The following is a 17,354-nucleotide window of genomic DNA, read 5'->3' on the forward strand; positions in this document are numbered from 1 at the left end:
CCCATCCCCCAGGCCGGGAGTATCACCATGCCCGAACCAGCCCCCCCGTCACGCGCCGCGGCGCTACGGCTGTCGGAGGTGACCTGCCGGCACGGCAGGCTCCTCGCGGTCGACAGGGTGCATCTCGATCTGTCGCCCGGCGAGCACCTGGCCGTCACCGGCACCAACGGCTCGGGCAAGAGCACGCTGCTGCGTGCCATCCTCGGCCTGCACCGCGACACCAGCGGCCTGATCGAGGTCGCGGGCGCCCCGGCCCGCGGCACCGCCGACTGGACCCGGCGCCGCTCGGAGGTGGCCTGGATCCCTCAGCGGCAGGCGGCCGGACGCTTCCCGCTGCTGGTAGGCGAACTGCTGGCCAGCAGCGGCCACACCGCGCAGGCTGTGCGGGCCGCTGGAGATCTCGGCATCGGCGGCCTCCTGGACCGCCCGCTGGACACCCTTTCAGGGGGCCAGCTCCAACGGGCCTACCTCGCAAGGGCCCTTGGCCAGGTGGCGGCGGGGTCGGGGCTGGTGCTGGCCGACGAGCCGACGGCGGCGCTGGACTTCGCCGGGCAGGAGCAGGTCGCGGCCGTACTGGCCAGCCTGCCCGTGAGCGTGGTGGTGGTCACCCACGACCGGGTGGTCGCCGAGGCCTGCGGGCGGGTGGCCGAGATGGCCGCCGGGCGGCTGCGGGAGGTCCGGTGAACTCGATCGGCGCGCTCATGGAGCTGCCTTCGGTGCGGCTCGCCGTTCTGGCGCTGCTCCTCGGAGCGGTGGCGCTCCCGATCGTCGGGGTGTTCATCGTGGGGCTGGACATCATGCCGGTCCGCTTCGCGATGATGCACGTCGCGTTGCTGGGCATCGCGATCGGCCTGCTGACCGGCCTGGACCCGCTGTTGTGCGCGCTGGTCCTGTGCGCGCTGACCGGAGGCGCGCTCACCCCGATGGCCCGCAGCAGCGCGGGCCTGTCCGGTGCGATGGGGCTGCTCATGACGCTGGCCATCGCCGCCGCGCTGCTGGTGCTGTCGATCTCGGGGGTGAACGCCAACGGGGCGTTCGAGCTGCTGTGGGGATCGATCCTGGCCACCCGCACCCAGGATGTGGTCTCCCTGGCCGTGCTGGCGGTGATCGTCCCGCTGCTGTACGGCCTGCGCCGTCGTGATCTGGCGCTGCTGTTGCACGACCGCGAGCTCGCGCTGTGCTCGGGCGTCGCGGTGGAGCGGCTGACCCTGATCCTGCTGATGGTGATCGCCGTGGCGATCGCCTCGGCGATCAGGCTCACCGGTGCCCTGCTGGTGGACGCGCTCACCTTGCTGCCCGCGCTGGCGGCACGCCGGGCCGGCCGGTCGCTGTCGGCCATGGTCCGTTGGGCGGTGATCTTCGGGCTCGTGTTCAACGTGGGCGGCTTCTTCCTCGCCCTGCTCTTCGATCTTCCGCCGGGTCCGACGCTCGTGCTCGTCGGAGGGGTCTGCACCCTCCTCCTCCATGCCATCCCCTCCTCCTCGTTCCACTCCAGAAAGGGTTTTCACTAGATGAACGCGCTCAACCGCCGCCTGCGCATGGCCGCCGTCGCTGTCCTGGCCGCCCTGGCCGTGACCGCCTGTGGCAGCGCGCAGAACGCCACCTCCTCGGGCCCCGCGTCGACGGCCAAGGGCCCGAAGGTGGTCGCCGCCTCCAGCTGGGAGGCCGGATTCGCCAAGGCCGCGGGCGCCACCGACATCACGGTGATCGTGCCGCCGGGAGTGCGGCACGCGCCCGACTACGATCCCAAGCCGTCCGACCTGGCCAAGGTGGCCGAGGCGGACATCGTCCTCTACGCCGCTTTCGAGGGGTTCGCCGGCAAGATCAAAGAGGCTGCGGGGTCAACGGCCAAGCTGATCGAGGTGTCCCTGGACAACGCCCCTGACAAGGTCAAGGCCGAGGTGCTGAGGCTGGGCGGCGAGTTCGGCACCGCCGACGCGGCCAAGGCGTGGACCGCGAGCTTCGACACCGAGTACGCCTCACTCAAGCAGAAGGTCACCGGCGCGGCCAAGGGCGCCCGGCCGGTGATCGTGGCACAGGCGTTCGTGGCCTGGGCGGCCGACCTCGCAGGCGTCCAGCCCGCCGGCGTGTACGGCCCCCAGCCGCCCACCGCGGGCCAGATCTCCGAGCTGGCCGCCAAGAAGCCACAGCTGATCCTGGACAACTCGGCGATGCCCGGTGGCGACGCGCTGTCCAACGTGAACGCCAAGCGCGTAGTGATCAACAACTTCCCCGGCCAGGCATTCGACCTGAAGGCGGTGTACACGGCCAACGCCGACGCCATCGTCACCGCCCTGGGCTGACCACTCGCGGGGCGGTCTCCGGGCCGCCCCTCTGCCGGAGGATCTCAATGGACTTCCCCGTACTGATCGTCGGCGGTGGGCCTGTCGGCCTGTGCGCGTCGATCGCGCCGTCACGTTTCGGCGTGGCCTCTGGTCGAGCGTCTCAGCAGGCGAAGGGAGCGATTGCGTCGGTGAGTATCGCAAGGCCCACCGCCAGGAAGAAATCACCCCACACCAGCTCGTGGCGAGTGGCGACTCCGTGGTCCAGGTCATAGCAGCCGTCGAGCAGCCGGCCGTCTCGCAGATGCGCCGCCACGAGTTCGCCGAGCACATCGGCGGCTCGGTCGCGCAGTGCTCCGGACGTCCGCCGTCCGGCGAGCGCGGACAGCTTCAGCGCCGCGACCGCCTCGATCGCGGCGGCGGAGGTGTCCGGCGGACCACCAGGTCTGAGCGCCGACGCGGGAGGGATCGCAGGCGAGCCGGGAGCGAGCCTCTCCTCGAGAGCCGGGTGATCGGTGGGCTGGAAGGGCGGTCCGCCTGCCCGTGGTGCCTGGCCGGCGTGGGCGGAGTCGGCGATCGCGAGCGCCAGCCAGGCCACCGTACGACTCCAGCCCACCGGAGGTTCGGGATGGGGCACCCAGCTTCCGTCGGGCAGGGCCGCCCACGCCGGGTGCGGCTCACCGCCCCCGGCGCTCAGCTTCAGCTGCAGGTCCAGCTGGGCCTGGGCCGCGTTCCTGCCGTGCGGGCCGGCGTAGGCGAGCAGCCGTACCAGGCCGGGAAGGGCGTCGACTCTGGCCAGTTCGCGTGGGCCTCCGAACGCGGCGCCCCAGGGCACCAGCCCGAGACGGGGATCGTAGGCGTCCAGGCATGCGCGCGCCGCGCGGTCGCGAAGGGTGGCCGCGCCGGCGCCGCACTCGGCCAGGGCCGTGCCGTACCAGAAGATCAGCCCCCGGGTCGCGGTGTCGGCGCCGACCCACGGAGCGAGGGACATGGTGCGGATGCTCGCCGCGGCCTGATCGGCGAGTTCCCCGCTCACGATCGCCCGCAGCCAGAGCAGGCCGGCCCAGAAACCACCGGTCCATGAGCCGCGCGCGGTGGTCGTCCAGCGACCGGAGAGGGGGTCCGCGTGCAGCGGCCACCGCTCGCCCACCAGGGACTCCGTCTCCGCCGCCCGGCTCAGGACCTCGCCCAGGGCCCGCTCCGCCCAGCTCACCCGCGTGTCCTCGTCCGGAACCTGAGCGACGTCGCCACGGAGGCCGCGACGGCGAACTCGGCGGCGACCAGCAGCCAGCCGGGCCCGTAGCCCGCGGCGTCGACCAGGAACCCGAACAATGGAGGGCCGACGGCGAAACCGGCGAAGAACCCGGACGAGACGAGCGCGGAGTCGCGTCCGGCGGTGCGCGGGTCGGCCCGTTTGATCACGGTGACCATCGTGACGGCGTTGGCCGCGACGGCGAAGGCCCCGACGGCCGCCGCTGCCGCCCAGATCAGGATCGGCGCCCAGAAGGCGGCCCCGAACAGCAGGGCCGCTCCGCACGCCCCCGCCGCGAGCGGCGCGAGAAGCGCCTCCGCCTGCCCGAGCCGGCCCGCCCGCCGAGACCAGCCGACCCGGCCGGCCACCCCGGTGAGTCCCAGAACGGCCACCAGCCACGCCGCCACGACCGGGCTCAACCCCAGGCTTTGGGTGCCGAAGAGCGCCAGGTAGGTGTTGACGGCGGCGATCCCGCAGCCGAGCAGGAAGGAGAAGAGCGCCAGCCGTTCCACCCGGGCCCGCGGCAGGCCGGCCGGCGGCCCGCCGTCAGCGGGGAGGGGGTCGGGCGGCAGCGCACGGGCGGCCCAGGCGGCGATGAGCAGGGCGATCACCGCCGCTGTCCATACCGCGCCGCGCCACCCGGCCCATACGGCGAGCGTCGCCAGGGGAAGACCGGCCGCGAAGGCGCCGAGCTGGACGCCCGACTGCTTCCAGCCGGTGACCGCGCCCCGGCGTGCCGGTTCGACCACGGCCAGGATGACCTTGTTGGTGGCGGGGTTGGCCAGCGCCTGCGGGAGGCCGCCGAGCGCCACCGCCGCCAGCAGCATCGGCGCGCCCGAGGCGGAACCGATCAGCGCCAGGGCCGCCGCGGCGAGCAGCAGCAGGGTGACCAGGCAGCGGCGGGCGCCCAGCCGATCCACCCACCGGCCGGCGCTCAGCGACAGGAGCGCGGCGACACCGAATCCGGCGGTCGTGGTCAGGCCGAGCACGGACCGGGAGATGCCCGCCTCCTCGACCAGGCGGGGGCCGAGAGCTCCGATCAGGAAGAGCTGTGCCATCGAGACGCCCATGACGGCGACGAGCAGCACCGTGACCCCTTGTCGCCGGGTCGTCCCGTTCGCCGGGCCCCCTCGCCGATCCAGCCGCATCGCCGTCTCCTTCCGTCCGCGGGGTCCATGCGACGACCGCGAACCAGACAGTCGCTCGCGAGCCTGGCCGGGTTCCCACCGGAGCCGGTGGAGTGCGCCGGCTGTGCCTGTGGCCCGCGCCACGATCCATGCCCTCTCCCGCCGAAGACCGTGCGGCACCTCAGACCGCGCGCCCGTTCTGTCCTGCGACCGCAAGGAACGATCACCATGAGTTCTGTCATCAGCGACCCCCGGACGACCGACGACCAGTGGCTGACGGTGCTCGCCCTGGCCGCACGCGATGGAGCGCCCGCGGACGTCGAGGCCTTCACCCGTGCGGTGTACACGGACGTGCGGCGGTTCGTCGCCTATCTGAGCGATCAGCAGTCCGCGGAGGACCTCACCCAGGAGACGTTCGTACGGGTCCTCGGCAGCCTGCCGAGGTTCGCCGGTCGGTCCTCGGCCCGCACGTGGCTGCTGTCCATCGCCCGCCGGGTCGTCGTCGACCGGTTCCGCGCGGCGGCCGCGCGCCCGGTCATCGCCGAACTGGCCGACTGGCAGACCGCTGCCGAACGATGCCAGCCGCGCGGCCTGCCGGGCTCGGAGGATGGGGTCGCCCTGGCCGAGTTGCTGGCCAGGGTGCCGCGTGAACGACGTAGGGCCTTCGTGCTCACCCAGCTGGTGGGCCTGCCGTATGCCGAGGCGGCCGAACTGATCGGATGCCCGGTGGGCACGGTGCGCTCTCGCGTGGCCCGGGCTCGTGACCAGCTCAGGGCGTCGGTACTCGAGGCCGAACAGGTCGCCTGAGCGAGGGGGGGCCGGAGGTCGTCTCCGGCCCCGGGGTCTCAGGCCGATGCCGAACGTGGTCGCGGCAGCAGGTCACGCAGGGCGTCGCGGTCCGGCTTGCCCGCCGGGGTGAGGGGCAGCGCCTCCAGCAGCAGCAGGTGTTCCGGATGCTTGGCCCGGTCCACCCCTTGCCCGGACAGGTGGGAGCAGAGGTCCGCCAGTTCGAGCGCCCGGCCGGGACGTGGCACGACACAGGCCGCCAGCCGCTCGCCCATCACCTGGTCGGGTACGCCCAGGCAGACCGCCTCCCGAACGCCGGGATGGGCGGCCAGCCCGTGCTCGACCTCGGCCAGGCTGATGTTGACGCCGCCGCGGATGACGACCTGCTTGAGCCTGCCCACCAGGCGCAGCCTCCCGTTCTCATCGATCACGCCAAGGTCGCCGGTACGCACCCAGCCCTCGGCGGTGCGGTAGCGCTGGTTCAGCTCCGGTGCCCCGACGTAACACATCGGGGTCATCGGGCCGCGAGCGATGATCTCCCCGAACTCCTCCTCGCCGGCCGTCGGGGCGATACGGATCTCCGCCACCCGGGGATCCGGCATGCCCACCACGACACCGGGCCCTGGATCGCTCGCCGGTCTCTGCACAAGACCGCTGTGGCAGTTCACCCCGTCAGCCGACCCGTACAGGTTGACCACCGGACAGCCGAACACCTGGCCCGCCTCGGCGGCCGTGGCGGCGTCCAGCTCGGCGCCGCCGAGCACCAGCGCGGTCATCGGCGGCGTGGGGCCGCCTCCCGGCTGGTCGAGCATCATGCGGATCATGGTGGGCACGGCCAGCACATGTGTGGGCCTGTGCTCACGGATCGCGGCGAGCGCGGCCTCGGGAGCGAAGCGGTCGAGCAGCACCAGGCAGCCGCCATGCCTGGCCAGGGTGACGGCGGTGCCGTTGCTGCCGAAGGCCGAGGCCAAAGGGACCAGGAACAGGCAGCGAGGCGGACCGTCGCCGGTGATCAGCGTGGCCATGAAGTTGCCACGGCCGCCCGCGAGCGCATTGTGGGAGTAGGCGACCATCTTGGGTTCGGTCTCCGACCCCGAGGAGACCAGGATGCGGGCGGCGCTGTCGGGATCCGGTCTGACCGGGACGAACGCGCGGCCGTCCGCGGCGAGCACGTCGTCCCACGGCACGCTGCCGGCCGGAAACTCCTCCGGGCCGGCGGCGATCACCACCCGCAGCCCCGGCAACCGGTCCGCGGCAGCCACCAGGTCTGCGGCGTGCGCCGTCCCCCGGTGGCCGACGGCCGCGATGACGGCCCGGGCGCCGGAGCGGCCCAGCAGCGAAATCGCCTCGGTCACGCGCCTGCCCACGGGGAACGGCAGTGCCACCGCGCCGAGGGCCGCCAGGGCCAGGTCGGCGATGACCGCGTCGCGGCCGTTGGGCAACTGGACGCCGACGACATCGCCCTCGCACACGCCGAGCCGCCGGAGCCCCGCCGCCGCGGCGCGAGCCAGCCGGTCGAGGTCGGCGTAGGTCAGCGCACCGGCGGCGTCCAAGACGGCGACCTGGCCGGGGTTGGTGAGGCGGTGCGAGCGGAACAGCGCGTACAGGTCGAGGTCGGGGCAGATGCCGTCGGCCGCCCACTCACGGCGGAGCGCGGCGGGTACCAGATCGTCCAGGCGGGGGGTCATCTGAACCTCCAGGGGGCAGGAACGGCCAAGGCTCCGTGCTCGTCACGGGTGAGTGCGGCGGCGAAGCGGGGATCGACGGGCAGGGCGTCGAGGGCGGTCGTCACGGCGGTGGCCCGCAGTCCGTCGCGGCGGAGCGCGGCGAGGGCCGCGGCCGTGGTCATGCCGCTCAGCTGAACGGCATGGGTCACGGGGCTGTCGTCGGCGACGGCCACCCAGCCGTCCGCTGTGGGCAACGGGCGCCGGAAGCCCTTCGGGGCGCGAGGGTCCGCGCCGGCGGCGACTCTGCGCAGAGCGGGCTCGGTGAGCGACTCGGCCGCGCCCAGTAGCGAGGAGTCCACCCGCACGCCATGCCCTTCGCGCTCGCGCAGGAGCAGCCCGGCGAGCACCGCCTCGGCCCCGAGCAGGCCGCCGAGGACGTCCAGCAAGGTCATCAGCGACGGGCCCGGGGGCTCGCCCACGGGACGTACCGCCTCCCCGACACCGGTACGGGCCTGGACCATGAAGTCGGTGCCCAATGGGGCGCCGGGCAGCCGGCCGGCCCAGCCGCTGGTGTAGGCGTAGACCAGGCCGGGGCTGACCGGCGACAGGTCCCGGTCATCCAGGCCAAGACGCTCGGCCGTGCCCGGAGCCCAGTTGTGCACGAACACGTCGGCGTCGGCGACCAGGTCCCGCAACTCGTCGCGTCCCGCGGCGGATTTGATGTCGATCTCCACCGCGCGCTTGCCCCGGTTGAGCGCCAGCCAGCGGGCGGACAGGTCTCCACAGGTGGGCGGCATGCCCCGTAACGGATCGCCGCCGGGGGGCTCGACGCGGATCACGTCCGCTCCGAGCAGGCCAAGGATGTAGGCGGTCAGCGGCGCCTGGATCCGTCGCCCGGCTTCCAGGACCGTGAACTCGGCCAGCGGGCGGGCGGCCTCGGCCGGTCCGGGCCGGGCTGAATCGAGAGAACGCGCCTGGCGGGGCGTCAACTCCCAGGGCGCCTGTGCACGCGGCTCTCCCAGGCGGTCGGCGAGGGAACGCAGAGCACAGAGCGAGGCGCCGGAGTCCTCCGCCGCCCGCCGTACGGCGGACCAGCCGGCGGCTTGGGCCCGTACGTGCAGCTCTCCGGGCAGCGGGGAGCACGCGGTGGCGTACCGGAACTGGAAGGATCGCCACGCGGACGCCGCGACCCGGTCCGGCACGCCGAGCGACCGCCAGAAGGCCACCCACACGCTAGGGTCAAGCGCCTCCACCTCGAAGCACACGCCGTCGGCCGTGGTGAACGGCGGGCCGCCGGGAGCGAACGGCACCGCCTCGTCCTCCTGTGCGGTCGCGGCGGCGAGGTACTGCCCGACCGCCAGCAGTCCGGCCAGGTCGACGCCCGTCAGGACGGTCTCGACCGCCGCGCCGCGAGCACGTCCGATCAGTCCCGCCAGCAGTCCCTGAACGGTCAGGACCGCGCAGGCCGTGGCCAGGTAGTCGACGGCCAGGCCCTGCGGATCACCGCCGCGACGGCCGTGAACATGGGCGACCCCGGTGGCGGCCTGGGCGGTGGCCTCGTCGCTCACCTCCTCCGGCGGGGCGACCCGGGCCCAGGCGACTTCGGCGGTCAGGGGACGCCCGCCCTCCGGTGTGAGCGCCACGATCCCGGGACCGCCGGACGTCGTGGTTCCGAGGTCGGCGGCGCCCAGGAGCGTGAGGTGGCGGGCCGCGACGGCGGTGAGGGCGGTTGGCCCGGCCGTCCGCAACCCGATGGTGTCGAGCGGGCGTGCCGCCCGGACCGTGACGGGGTGTGCCATGGCTCTCCTCTCCCGCGGCGGTGACCGCGAGTCGTGCCCAACGCGAATGGGAACTCGGCCGCGTGGTCGCACGACCTGTTCCACAGCAGGGGAGTCGGACGGAAATTTCATTCAGTTCCCGGCATGTCTGGAGTTGGAATGTCACAGCAGGTCGACGGCGAACGATCCGCATGGGGCGCGCCCCCCTGCCCAGCCCATGTGGCCGAGTTGCGGGACCGGGTCGCCGGATTCGTCAGCGAGCGGGTGATGCCACATGAAGCCGCGCTCGACGCGGGCGGCGCGACCGCGCGGGCGCTCGTCGAACGGCTCAGGCACCAGGCCCGCGCCGAGAGACTCTGGGGGCTTGCGCTCCCGGCCGAACTGGGCGGCGCGGGCCTGTCGCTCACCGAGTACGCGCACATCGCGGAGGCCGAAGGCGCGAGCGACCACGCTCCCGCCATCCTGGGGTCCACCGTGCTGCTGGACGTGAAGACCCTCGCCGGACGGGACGCCCACCTGCGCGAGGTCACGGCCGGGCGGATGACCATGTGCAACGCGATCACCGAACCGGAGACGCCGGGGTCCGACCCCGCTCTGACCGCCACCCGGGCGGCGCGCGGACCCGACGGGTCCTGGAGGATCCACGGCCGCAAATGGTTCGTCAGCGGCGCCGGCACCGCCGACCTGGCCGCCGTACTCGCCCGCACCTCGGGCGCACCGCCCGACAAGGCCGGCCTCTCCCTGCTGCTCGTCCCCACCTCGACACCCGGATTCCGGGTGGTGCGCGAGCTGACGGTCCTCGGCGCCGGCGGCCAGTGGGAGATCTCCCTGGAAGGGGTCACGGTCCCGTCCGACCACCTCATCGGCGAGGAAGGCGGAGGACTACGCCTGGTCGCCGAGCGGGTACGACTCGGCCGCCTGCTGCGCTGCTTGCGCTGGCTCGGTCAGGCCGAGCGTGCCTTCACCCTGATGCGAGAGCGAGCCCGCGAGCGCTCGACGTCCGCCGGGCGGCTGGCCGACCTGCAACTCGTCCAAGGTCTCGTCTTCGACGCGCTGCTGGCGATCAGAACCACCCGGCCGCTGGTCTTCGAGGCCGTCGCCCTGGCCGAGGCCGGGCTGGACACCCGAGTCGAGACGGGCCTGGCGAAAGTGGCCGCGGCACGCATGTTGCAGCAGGTCACCGACGCGGCCATCCAGGTCCACGGCGCCGCGGGCCTCGGCCCCGACACCGCGCTGCCGGCACTGTTCCGCGTCGGCCGGATGGCTCGCCTCCTCGACGGACCCGACGAACTGCACATCACCACCGTGGCCCGCCGGGTGCTCCGGTGAGCATCTCTGGCTCAGTCACGAATTCGTTCTACGCCCGGCCCCCGCATTGCGATCGGTGCCGGCCGTACAAACGACCGCTACTTCGTGCTGGACTACGGGGCGGTGGTCAGCGGCCCGCGCAATGTCACGGCGGCAGAGCAGTTCGGCGCCTACCTGCGTTCGATCGGCAGGTAAGTCGCCACCAAGTGGTCGAGCACCTCGGCACGACCGGATATTCGCGGCTTGTGAGACGATGCGTGGCGTCATGCATGCCAACCTGCCTTTGAGACTTGCGCGGTCGGCGGTCTTCGCGGTCGTGTGCCTGACGCTTGCCGTGGTGGCGCACCGGTTCGCTGGCGGGGCCCGGCCCACGTCTCAGGCGCTGGTGTGCGGCGGGCTGGTCGTCATGATGGTCACGGCCGCGCCGGCCGGGCGGGAACGCTCGCCGGCGACCGTGACCGGGCTGCTTCTCCTCGCCCAGGCGTTCCTGCACGAGTTGCTCGGCACGGCCGACACGCCGGCAGGCCCGCCGTCTCATGGACACGGCCCGGGCGGCCTGCCGCTGGGCCATGGCCTGGGCGTGAGCGCGGGCATGCTCCTCGCCCACCTCACCGCCGCGCTGCTCACCGGCTGGTGGGTCTCTCGCGGCGACGCGGCGCTGTGGTCGGTCCTGCGAAGGGCCGGAACCTACGCGACGCGGCGCCTAGTGGCGCTTCTCCACCTCCTGCGGCAGGACGTCACCCCCGCACTTCCTCGCGCGCCGTTCGGGCGCGCCGAGCGCGCCATCCGTCCCGCGCGCGACCGCGTTCTGCGGCACGTGGTCGTCAGGCGCGGCCCCCCGGTTCTCTCTGTCCTCTGAGTCCCCCGCGCGCGCAGGTACGCAGCTCGTACCGCTCGCGCCTCTTCGGCATTCACGCAGACAATCGGAGAATCCCCCATGGCACTGACCGCCATCTGCCGTCGCGCCGTCACCGTCACCGCCGGTGCGCTCGCCCTCACCCTCGGCCTGGCCCTGCCCGCGCTCGCCCACGTCACGATCAACCCCGGCACCGCCGAGAAGGGCGCCTGGACCAAGATCGCCTTCCGCGTTCCGAACGAGCGGGACAAGGCCCAGACGACCAAGCTGGAAGTCCAGTTCCCCACCGATCACCCGCTTCCCTTCGTCTCGGTCAGGCCGGTTCCCGGCTGGGACGTGAAGCTGACCAAGGGAAAGCTGCCCAAGCCCGTGGTCTCCGACGACGGCGACAAGGTCACCGAGTCCGTACTGAAGATCACCTGGACGGGCGGGAAGATCGAGCCGGGGCAGTTCCAGGAGTTCGAGGTCTCCGTCGGCCCGCTGCCCAAGGACGCGGACGAGCTGACCTTCCCCACCAGCCAGACCTACTCGGGCGGTGAGGTCGTCAAGTGGGCCGACGCGCCCAAGGCCGACGGGTCCGAGCCCGAGCACCCGGCGCCGGTTCTCAAGCTGGTGGACGCCGCCACAGACGGCGGGGACAGCGGGCACTCCGACATGGCGAGCACCACACCGGCGGCTACTCCGTCGGTCGCCGCGATGAAGGACACCGCGCCGACCGCAGCCGGTGATTCCGACGGCACGGCCAGGCTCTTGGCGGCTCTGGGAATCATCGTGGGTCTGCTCGGGGCCGGCATCGGCGTCGCCGGGTTCCGGCGCTCACGCGGCTAGCCGTTCCAGTAGGCCAGAGGGGGCATGTGCTGTGGGTCCGCGCATGCCCCTTCCGACCCATATCGCAGCCTGGCACTACCGGTGGAGAGTCATTTCTGCCCGGGGCCGTCCACCACCTTGGTCTCCAGCCGGGCCGTCAGTGTGAGCGGCGTACCCGCCTTGATCGGGGGGTCGCTGTACTCTCTGGTCTGGACGCCGTACGTGCCGAGGAAGCGGAAGTCGACGGGGTCCAGGATGAGGTCGTAGCGGGCCGACCAGCCGGCGTGGCTGAACGCGACCCCCCGCCTGCCCTCGGCGTCCGCGACGTCCTCGGTGAAACTCACGCCGGGAATCGTGGCCAGGCCGCGAAACAGCGCCGCCCGCACCTCCGGCGGAAGCACCTGGGTGCCCATAAGCTGGTAGACAGCCTGGAAGAGCTGCTCATCCATCGAGGGAGGCGGCTCGGCTCCCCCCCAAACCATGTGCATGTCCTCCAGCTTCTGGCGGATCTTCGCGAGCACCCCCTCCGGGGTGACCGGCTGCTGGGCCAGATCGGCCGCGCCGAGCCCCGGATGGTTGCCCTGCACGAGCAGCCTTCCATTGGGGTACAGGGCCGCCACCTGCTTGCCGTCCACGCTGGTCCACTGCTCCCAGACGACGCGACCGGACACGTCCACACCGTAGGACCCGTCCTTGGACTGCGGCGCCTGGAGCTCCCTGATGTACAGCCACTGACCGGGGTTCGGCACCTGCCCGCGGTCGTCGTAGGCGGCCTGCGCGGCCCGCTCGGCCAGCTCCCGCACACTCGCCACCGGGACCACGCGGGGCTGGTCGCGTGCCACGCCCACACCGGCGCCGACGGCCACCGCCAATGCGGCCGCGACCGCGATCCGCCAGCCGAACCGCGGCCCGCGGCGGGGCTCGCGGCGCGGCGCGGGCTCCCGCGCCGCCGCCAGCAGCCGCGCCCGGGCGGCGCTCTCCACCTGCGCCGTCATCGGCGGGGTGTCCCGCCGGAATTCCTTGATCGTGCTCATCACAGCTCCTCCTCGTCTGTCAGCGCGGCCCGCGCCTTCTTCCTGGCCCGGTGCAGCCTCGACCGCACGGTCCCCATCGGAATGCCGAGCGCCTGCGCGACCTCCTCGTAGCTGAGGTCCTCCCACGCCACCAGCAGCAGCACGTCACGGTCGCCGCGTGACAGTGACGCCAGCGCCGCCGCCAGCTCGCGCTCCTTGTCCCGTGCCGCGACCCTGCTGACCACGGTGTCGGCCACCGGCTCCGGCAGCGGATCCACGCCGGTGCGGCCGAGCGCCCGCAGCATCCGCTCCTCCTGGCGCCGGTGCCGGGCGATGAGCGTGGTGGCGATGCCGTACAGCCAGGGGCGCGCCAGCGGGAACGACGGGTCGTACGAGCCGCGTCGCCGGAACGCGGCCAGGAATGTCTCGGCCACAATGTCGTCGGCGGCCTGTGTGCCGATCCGCCGCGCGGCGTACAGGTGGATCTGCCGGGCGTAGCGGTCGAACAACGTGGCGAACTGCTCCGGGTCGTCCGCGGATCGCCTGATCAGCTCAGCGTCGTCGAGTTCGGCCGTCTCAATGGTCAACGGCCCTCCTTAGTGAGGTCGGTCGGTCACCCTGCTGTCTCCCGCAAGCTGCGGTCAGGTTCTCGATCCAAGGGAGATGTGACGTACGCCACAGGCCCGGGGTCCCTCCTACAGGCGACGCAGGGCACGGGTGTCACGATGCGCGCGGTTCGCGCATGCTACCTGTCCAGGCTGATCCGAGCCCGGAACCAGCACGTCAAACGGGTTGCCGAAACTGCTCCCACGGCCAAGTCGTGATCCGCCACGTTACTTCCGTAACTGAAGGTCACTACCGCAAGATCACGCCGCGTTCCCTCGGAACCCTCTGTGACTCCGTTTGCCCCTGGCGCAGTCGAGAAGCATGAGGCCCTGGACCACATTGCCTCACAGTCGTACCGGGCTCGCGATCTTCGCTACGTACCGGGCGCACTCACAAAGACGGCGGTTGTCACGTTCCGGCGAGTTCACGAACGGTGGCCATGTCGCTGAAGGGGAGCAGTTCCTCGCCGACGATCTGGTGGGGCTCGCTACCCTTTCCGGCGACCAGGACGACGTCGTCCGGTCCTGCGGCGGACAGGGCGAAGGCGATCGCCTGGCGACGGTCGACGAAGCGTTTGAACGGTGTACCGGTGATCGCGAGGCCCGGGGTGATCTGATCCAGGATCGCCTCGGGGTTTTCGTGGCGCGGGTTGTCGGAGGTGAGGACGCACAGATCGGAGTAGGTTCCGACAATCTCCCCCATCTCGGCTCGCTTGGTGGTGTCACGGTCTCCACCGCACCCGAAAACGGTGATGACCTGGCCGGAGGCAAAGCTTCGGATGGTCGTCAGGACCTGCTCCAGAGAGTCCGGGGAGTGGGCGTAGTCGACGATCACGCACGTGCCGCGCGGGGTCTCGAAGCGTTCGAACCGGCCGGGGATCGGCGGCATCCGCAGAAGCGCGGCGATCAGACCGTTCAGGTCGTGTCCCAAGATGTGGCAGGCGGCCACGGTGGCCAGGGCGTTGGCCACCGAGTACCGGCCCGGTACGGGGATCGCCGCCGGGTACTTGCGGCCGTCGTGGTGCAAGGTGAAACGCGTGCCGTGGGCGTCCACGGTCAAGTCGGTGGCCCGATAGTCCGCCTCGGTGTCGAGAGCGTACGTGGTCACCGCGCCTGGCATGAGCGCCTGGATGCGGGCGCTCACCGGGTCGTCGGCGTTGACCACCGCGCGGCGGCACAGTCCCTGGAACAAGCGCAACTTGGCGTCCCGGTAGTTCTCCATCGTCCCGTGGTCGTCCAAGTGGTCCTGGGACAGATTGGTGAAGATCCCGACGTCGATGAAGGAACAGTCCACCCGGTGCGTCAGCAGAGCCATCGACGTGGCCTCCAGCACCACGCTCGCGACCCCGCTATCGCGCATGCGTCCCAGCAGGTACTGAAGGTCCGGTGACTCCGGCGTGGTCAGCACCGACCTCGGCATCGGGATCAGCTCGTCGCCGATCCGGCTGCCGGACGTCCCGATGACCCCCACCCTCGCGCCCTCGGAGATCCGGAGCACCGACTCGACCGTGTACGACACCGAGGTCTTCCCGTTGGTGCCGGTGACCGCGATCATGTCCATCCCTCGTCCGGGCTCGCCGTAGTAGCGGGAGGTCAGGATCGCGGCCGTCGTACGGGTGTCCAGCACCTGGACGACACATACACCTGCGGCCGATGCCAGAAGCGCCGGCGCCTCGCCATCGACGATCACCGCGACCGCTCCGCGTGCAAGGGCCGGTCCGATGGACTCGGGACCGCCTTCACGGTGGCCGGGTACCGCGATGAACAGCGAACCCGGCGTCACCCGATCGACGTCGAAGCATGCGCCGGCGGTGATCGGCGTCTCCGGGTCGCCCTGGAGCACCTGGTGGTCGTGCCCGGCCAGTAGTTCGCTCAGCCTCACGGCGATTCCTTCGAAGATGGGCTTGGGCCGGTCGCGTGGCCGTCAGCGCTGACGGCTTGCCGGAAACTGGGGAGATTACGGGGAGTGGGGACTCCGATGCGAGCTAGATGTGACGGCTCAGCTTGGTAGGCGGAGTCCTACTTGGTTCTCGAAGAGGAGCGCGCCGGGGACAGACCCCGGTGAGAGCGTGGAAGATCGCTAGCCGCGGCCGTGCAACACGCGGTGACCAGCCTCCGGTGCCTCAGCGTCGGCTGCGGTCGCCGGGCGGACACCTGTCGGGCCCGCAATGGTCGGGCACAGCGCGAAGACTGCCTGCTGCAGGCAGCGTCTCATGACGCTTGTGCGACCCATGGACATCAGTGTACGGGCGGTCGAAACCATATCCGGCGTCGTCGGAACACCGTCTCCATCAGTAGGCGTCCGGAGCCTGGGATCTTGACTGGCGGATGGTCAGTACTGCCAGGCCCGGCCCTGGCTGGCCTGGGCGGACCGTTCCCGTCAACGTCTTCCCGCTCGGGCTAGCGCGTCCTCAGCCTGCACGGCCAGGGTGGTGACAAGATCGGCTGCGGATGGCAGGTCGTTGATGAGGTCGATGGCCTCGCTGGCCCACACCGGCAGCGGAGGCACATCGCCTCCTGCCACGGCATCGCGATAGGCCTGCTTGGCCTGGGGGTCGGCGGCGAGTTCGGCTTCCCGGCCCCGCCATTGGTCAAGGTAGGGGTGGCCGAGAGTGCGGGCGGTGTATTTCGACGGCCAACGGGAGCCTCGGGCGATATCCAGCACGCTGCTGCGCTCGGTGTCCTCCCCGCCTCCCTCGATGATCGTCTTGGTGATCGAGGGGTCGGCAAGAGCCTCGGTCGTGACTCGGAAGCGGGTGCCGATGAGTGCCCCGGCGGCGCCAAGAGCCAGGGCCGCGGCCACGCCGCGGCCATCGGCGATCCCGCCGGCCGCCAACACCGGTACCGGTGCCGCCAGATCCACCACGACGGGCACGAACGGCAAGGTGGATCGCCCGTACCGGGCCCCATGCCCACCGCTCTCTGTGCCTTGCGCCACGATGACGTCGGCGCCCAGGTCCACTGCGTGCCTGGCCTCGTCCAAGTCGGTGACCTGAATGATCAGCGCCGCACCGGCTTCGCGGATGCGGCCGGCGAACGGGCTCGGATCACCAAAAGACAACATCACCGCCCTGGGGTTGTGCTCCAGCGCACGCTCGACCGCGCCGACATCTATCGCCCAGGTCAGAAACCCGACACCCCACGGCTTCCCGGTGCCCTCCGCGACGATCGGCAACTCGCGGGCCAGCCAGTCGCGATCTCCGTTCCCTGCACCCAGCAACCCGAGCCCTCCGCCACGAGAGACGGCCGCCGCCAGCGCACCACCGGCCGACCCGCCCATCGGCGCCAGCGCAATCGGGTGCTGCACACCGAACAACTCCGTGAACGCCGTCGACAACGCCATAACCGCCATCATCCCCCCTTGCCGGCCTTCAGGGGCATCAGAGCTCCACTGGGTGCGATGCGGTGATTGGATGCGGCATTTCGTACCGTTACCGGGTGGGGCGAGGCGCTCAGTTGCTGTCCTCGTTGAAGTTCTCCAGTTGGTCGGCCATCACCGAGGCGATGTGCGACCGCATCAGTTTCTCGGCGTCCTCGGCGTCGCCCCGGCCAACGGCACCGCAGATCTGCGTGTGCTCCTCGGCCGACTGAGCGAGGCGGCCGGGGATGCCGACCGTGAGGCGCCCGATGCGCCGCTGGTGGCCTTCGAGGTTCTCGATCAGGTCATTGATCCACCTGTTGCCCGACTGGCTGTAGATCAGCCGGTCGAACTCCTCGAACAGCCGGACGACCTCGTCGACGTCACCGGCGGCCAGGGCCTTGTCCTGGGAAGCCCTTCCTGGCGTCGCCGCGCTCGACGAGCTCGCCCAGGCCGTCGCCCTCGGAACCACCGACCCGTACACGGCGGCCGACACCCTGCTGACCACCTGGCGC

General features: G+C 71.7%; 16 protein-coding genes. 7 read left to right on the plus strand and 9 right to left on the minus strand.

Annotation, left to right across the window (positions count from 1 at the left end):
• Window positions 1-27: 27 nt before the first annotated feature.
• The 3 genes from ACOZ38_RS24315 to ACOZ38_RS24325 are packed head-to-tail and all read left to right on the plus strand — an operon-like array spanning window position 28 to window position 2,303.
• A complete protein-coding gene (locus ACOZ38_RS24315) occupies window positions 28-684 on the plus strand; it encodes a metal ABC transporter ATP-binding protein (RefSeq protein WP_424533473.1) in 657 nt (218 codons plus the stop codon).
• Window positions 681-1,511, plus strand: coding sequence for a metal ABC transporter permease (locus tag ACOZ38_RS24320; protein WP_424533474.1), 831 nt, complete (start codon window positions 681-683; stop codon window positions 1,509-1,511). Before ACOZ38_RS24315 ends, ACOZ38_RS24320 begins: the two co-directional genes overlap by 4 nt.
• The gene (locus ACOZ38_RS24325) at window positions 1,512-2,303 is read left to right on the plus strand and encodes a metal ABC transporter solute-binding protein, Zn/Mn family (protein ID WP_424533475.1); all 792 of its coding nucleotides are present in this window, start codon (window positions 1,512-1,514) and stop codon (window positions 2,301-2,303) included.
• Between the two features lie 142 nt (window positions 2,304-2,445).
• On the opposite strand, the gene ACOZ38_RS24330 is transcribed toward ACOZ38_RS24325, so the two are convergent.
• Window positions 2,446-3,495, minus strand: a complete 1,050-nt coding sequence (locus ACOZ38_RS24330; RefSeq protein ID WP_424533476.1) for a hypothetical protein — start codon at window positions 3,493-3,495, stop codon at window positions 2,446-2,448.
• Complete coding sequence (locus ACOZ38_RS24335) at window positions 3,492-4,682, minus strand: MFS transporter (RefSeq protein WP_424533477.1); 1,191 nt, start codon at window positions 4,680-4,682, stop codon at window positions 3,492-3,494. Before ACOZ38_RS24335 ends, ACOZ38_RS24330 begins: the two co-directional genes overlap by 4 nt.
• A 207-nt stretch (window positions 4,683-4,889) precedes the next feature.
• On the opposite strand from ACOZ38_RS24335, the gene ACOZ38_RS24340 reads away from it, so the two are divergent.
• On the plus strand, window positions 4,890-5,468 hold the full coding sequence (locus tag ACOZ38_RS24340; protein WP_424533478.1) for a sigma-70 family RNA polymerase sigma factor: 579 nt from the start codon (window positions 4,890-4,892) through the stop codon (window positions 5,466-5,468).
• Window positions 5,469-5,506: 38 nt separating this feature from the next.
• Here ACOZ38_RS24340 and ACOZ38_RS24345 read toward each other — a convergent pair whose 3' ends face one another.
• Window positions 5,507-7,135, minus strand: a complete 1,629-nt coding sequence (locus ACOZ38_RS24345; protein WP_424533479.1) for a class I adenylate-forming enzyme family protein — start codon at window positions 7,133-7,135, stop codon at window positions 5,507-5,509.
• Window positions 7,132-8,913, minus strand: coding sequence for a CoA transferase (locus tag ACOZ38_RS24350; RefSeq protein WP_424533480.1), 1,782 nt, complete (start codon window positions 8,911-8,913; stop codon window positions 7,132-7,134). The genes ACOZ38_RS24345 and ACOZ38_RS24350 overlap by 4 nt, the downstream gene beginning before the upstream one ends.
• 138 nt (window positions 8,914-9,051) lie before the next feature.
• Here ACOZ38_RS24350 and ACOZ38_RS24355 point away from each other — a divergent pair, with 138 nt between their 5' ends.
• The 3 genes from ACOZ38_RS24355 to ACOZ38_RS24365 all read left to right on the plus strand — a co-directional run bounded on the left by ACOZ38_RS24355 (window position 9,052) and on the right by ACOZ38_RS24365 (window position 11,884).
• Entirely contained in the window at window positions 9,052-10,221 is a 1,170-nt protein-coding gene (locus ACOZ38_RS24355; protein WP_424533481.1) for an acyl-CoA dehydrogenase family protein, read from the plus strand.
• A 244-nt stretch (window positions 10,222-10,465) separates the two neighbouring features.
• Window positions 10,466-11,059: an MFS transporter gene (locus ACOZ38_RS24360; RefSeq protein ID WP_424533482.1), complete on the plus strand. Its 594-nt coding sequence runs from the start codon at window positions 10,466-10,468 to the stop codon at window positions 11,057-11,059.
• A gap of 78 nt (window positions 11,060-11,137) precedes the next feature.
• Window positions 11,138-11,884 carry a DUF1775 domain-containing protein gene (locus tag ACOZ38_RS24365; RefSeq protein WP_424533483.1) on the plus strand — a complete coding sequence of 249 codons (747 nt, stop codon included), beginning with the start codon at window positions 11,138-11,140 and terminating at the stop codon, window positions 11,882-11,884.
• 89 nt (window positions 11,885-11,973) lie between these two features.
• On the opposite strand, the gene ACOZ38_RS24370 is transcribed toward ACOZ38_RS24365, so the two are convergent.
• From ACOZ38_RS24370 to ACOZ38_RS24390, 5 genes are all read right to left on the minus strand, one after another.
• Window positions 11,974-12,897 carry a CU044_5270 family protein gene (locus tag ACOZ38_RS24370; protein WP_424533484.1) on the minus strand — a complete coding sequence of 308 codons (924 nt, stop codon included), beginning with the start codon at window positions 12,895-12,897 and terminating at the stop codon, window positions 11,974-11,976.
• A complete protein-coding gene (locus tag ACOZ38_RS24375; protein ID WP_424533485.1) occupies window positions 12,897-13,463 on the minus strand; it encodes an RNA polymerase sigma factor in 567 nt (188 codons plus the stop codon). The genes ACOZ38_RS24370 and ACOZ38_RS24375 overlap by 1 nt, the downstream gene beginning before the upstream one ends.
• Before the next feature lie 427 nt (window positions 13,464-13,890).
• Window positions 13,891-15,363 carry a UDP-N-acetylmuramoyl-L-alanyl-D-glutamate--2,6-diaminopimelate ligase gene (locus ACOZ38_RS24380; RefSeq protein WP_424533486.1) on the minus strand — a complete coding sequence of 491 codons (1,473 nt, stop codon included), beginning with the start codon at window positions 15,361-15,363 and terminating at the stop codon, window positions 13,891-13,893.
• A 498-nt stretch (window positions 15,364-15,861) separates the two neighbouring features.
• Window positions 15,862-16,824: an NAD(P)H-dependent flavin oxidoreductase gene (locus ACOZ38_RS24385; RefSeq protein ID WP_424533487.1), complete on the minus strand. Its 963-nt coding sequence runs from the start codon at window positions 16,822-16,824 to the stop codon at window positions 15,862-15,864.
• A gap of 109 nt (window positions 16,825-16,933) precedes the next feature.
• Window positions 16,934-17,347 carry a GntR family transcriptional regulator gene (locus tag ACOZ38_RS24390; RefSeq protein ID WP_424533488.1) on the minus strand — a complete coding sequence of 138 codons (414 nt, stop codon included), beginning with the start codon at window positions 17,345-17,347 and terminating at the stop codon, window positions 16,934-16,936.
• Window positions 17,348-17,354: the final 7 nt, after the last annotated feature.

This window comes from Sphaerisporangium viridialbum, assembly GCF_049674955.1.
Classification (GTDB): domain Bacteria; phylum Actinomycetota; class Actinomycetes; order Streptosporangiales; family Streptosporangiaceae; genus Sphaerisporangium; species Sphaerisporangium viridialbum.

Excerpts from the sequence above, each read along its gene's own strand:
- ACOZ38_RS24365 (WP_424533483.1), top strand. The coding sequence starts at position 11,138 with ATGGCACTGACCGCCATCTGCCGTCGCGCCGTCACCGTCACCGCCGGT.
- ACOZ38_RS24325 (WP_424533475.1), top strand. The coding sequence starts at position 1,512 with ATGAACGCGCTCAACCGCCGCCTGCGCATGGCCGCCGTCGCTGTCCTG.
- ACOZ38_RS24360 (WP_424533482.1), top strand. The coding sequence starts at position 10,466 with ATGCATGCCAACCTGCCTTTGAGACTTGCGCGGTCGGCGGTCTTCGCG.
- ACOZ38_RS24345 (WP_424533479.1), bottom strand. The coding sequence starts at position 7,135 with ATGACCCCCCGCCTGGACGATCTGGTACCCGCCGCGCTCCGCCGTGAG.
- ACOZ38_RS24385 (WP_424533487.1), bottom strand. The coding sequence starts at position 16,824 with ATGGCGTTGTCGACGGCGTTCACGGAGTTGTTCGGTGTGCAGCACCCG.
- ACOZ38_RS24370 (WP_424533484.1), bottom strand. The coding sequence starts at position 12,897 with ATGAGCACGATCAAGGAATTCCGGCGGGACACCCCGCCGATGACGGCG.
- ACOZ38_RS24335 (WP_424533477.1), bottom strand. The coding sequence starts at position 4,682 with ATGCGGCTGGATCGGCGAGGGGGCCCGGCGAACGGGACGACCCGGCGA.
- ACOZ38_RS24355 (WP_424533481.1), top strand. The coding sequence starts at position 9,052 with ATGTCACAGCAGGTCGACGGCGAACGATCCGCATGGGGCGCGCCCCCC.
- ACOZ38_RS24340 (WP_424533478.1), top strand. The coding sequence starts at position 4,890 with ATGAGTTCTGTCATCAGCGACCCCCGGACGACCGACGACCAGTGGCTG.
- ACOZ38_RS24350 (WP_424533480.1), bottom strand. The coding sequence starts at position 8,913 with ATGGCACACCCCGTCACGGTCCGGGCGGCACGCCCGCTCGACACCATC.
- ACOZ38_RS24315 (WP_424533473.1), top strand. The coding sequence starts at position 28 with ATGCCCGAACCAGCCCCCCCGTCACGCGCCGCGGCGCTACGGCTGTCG.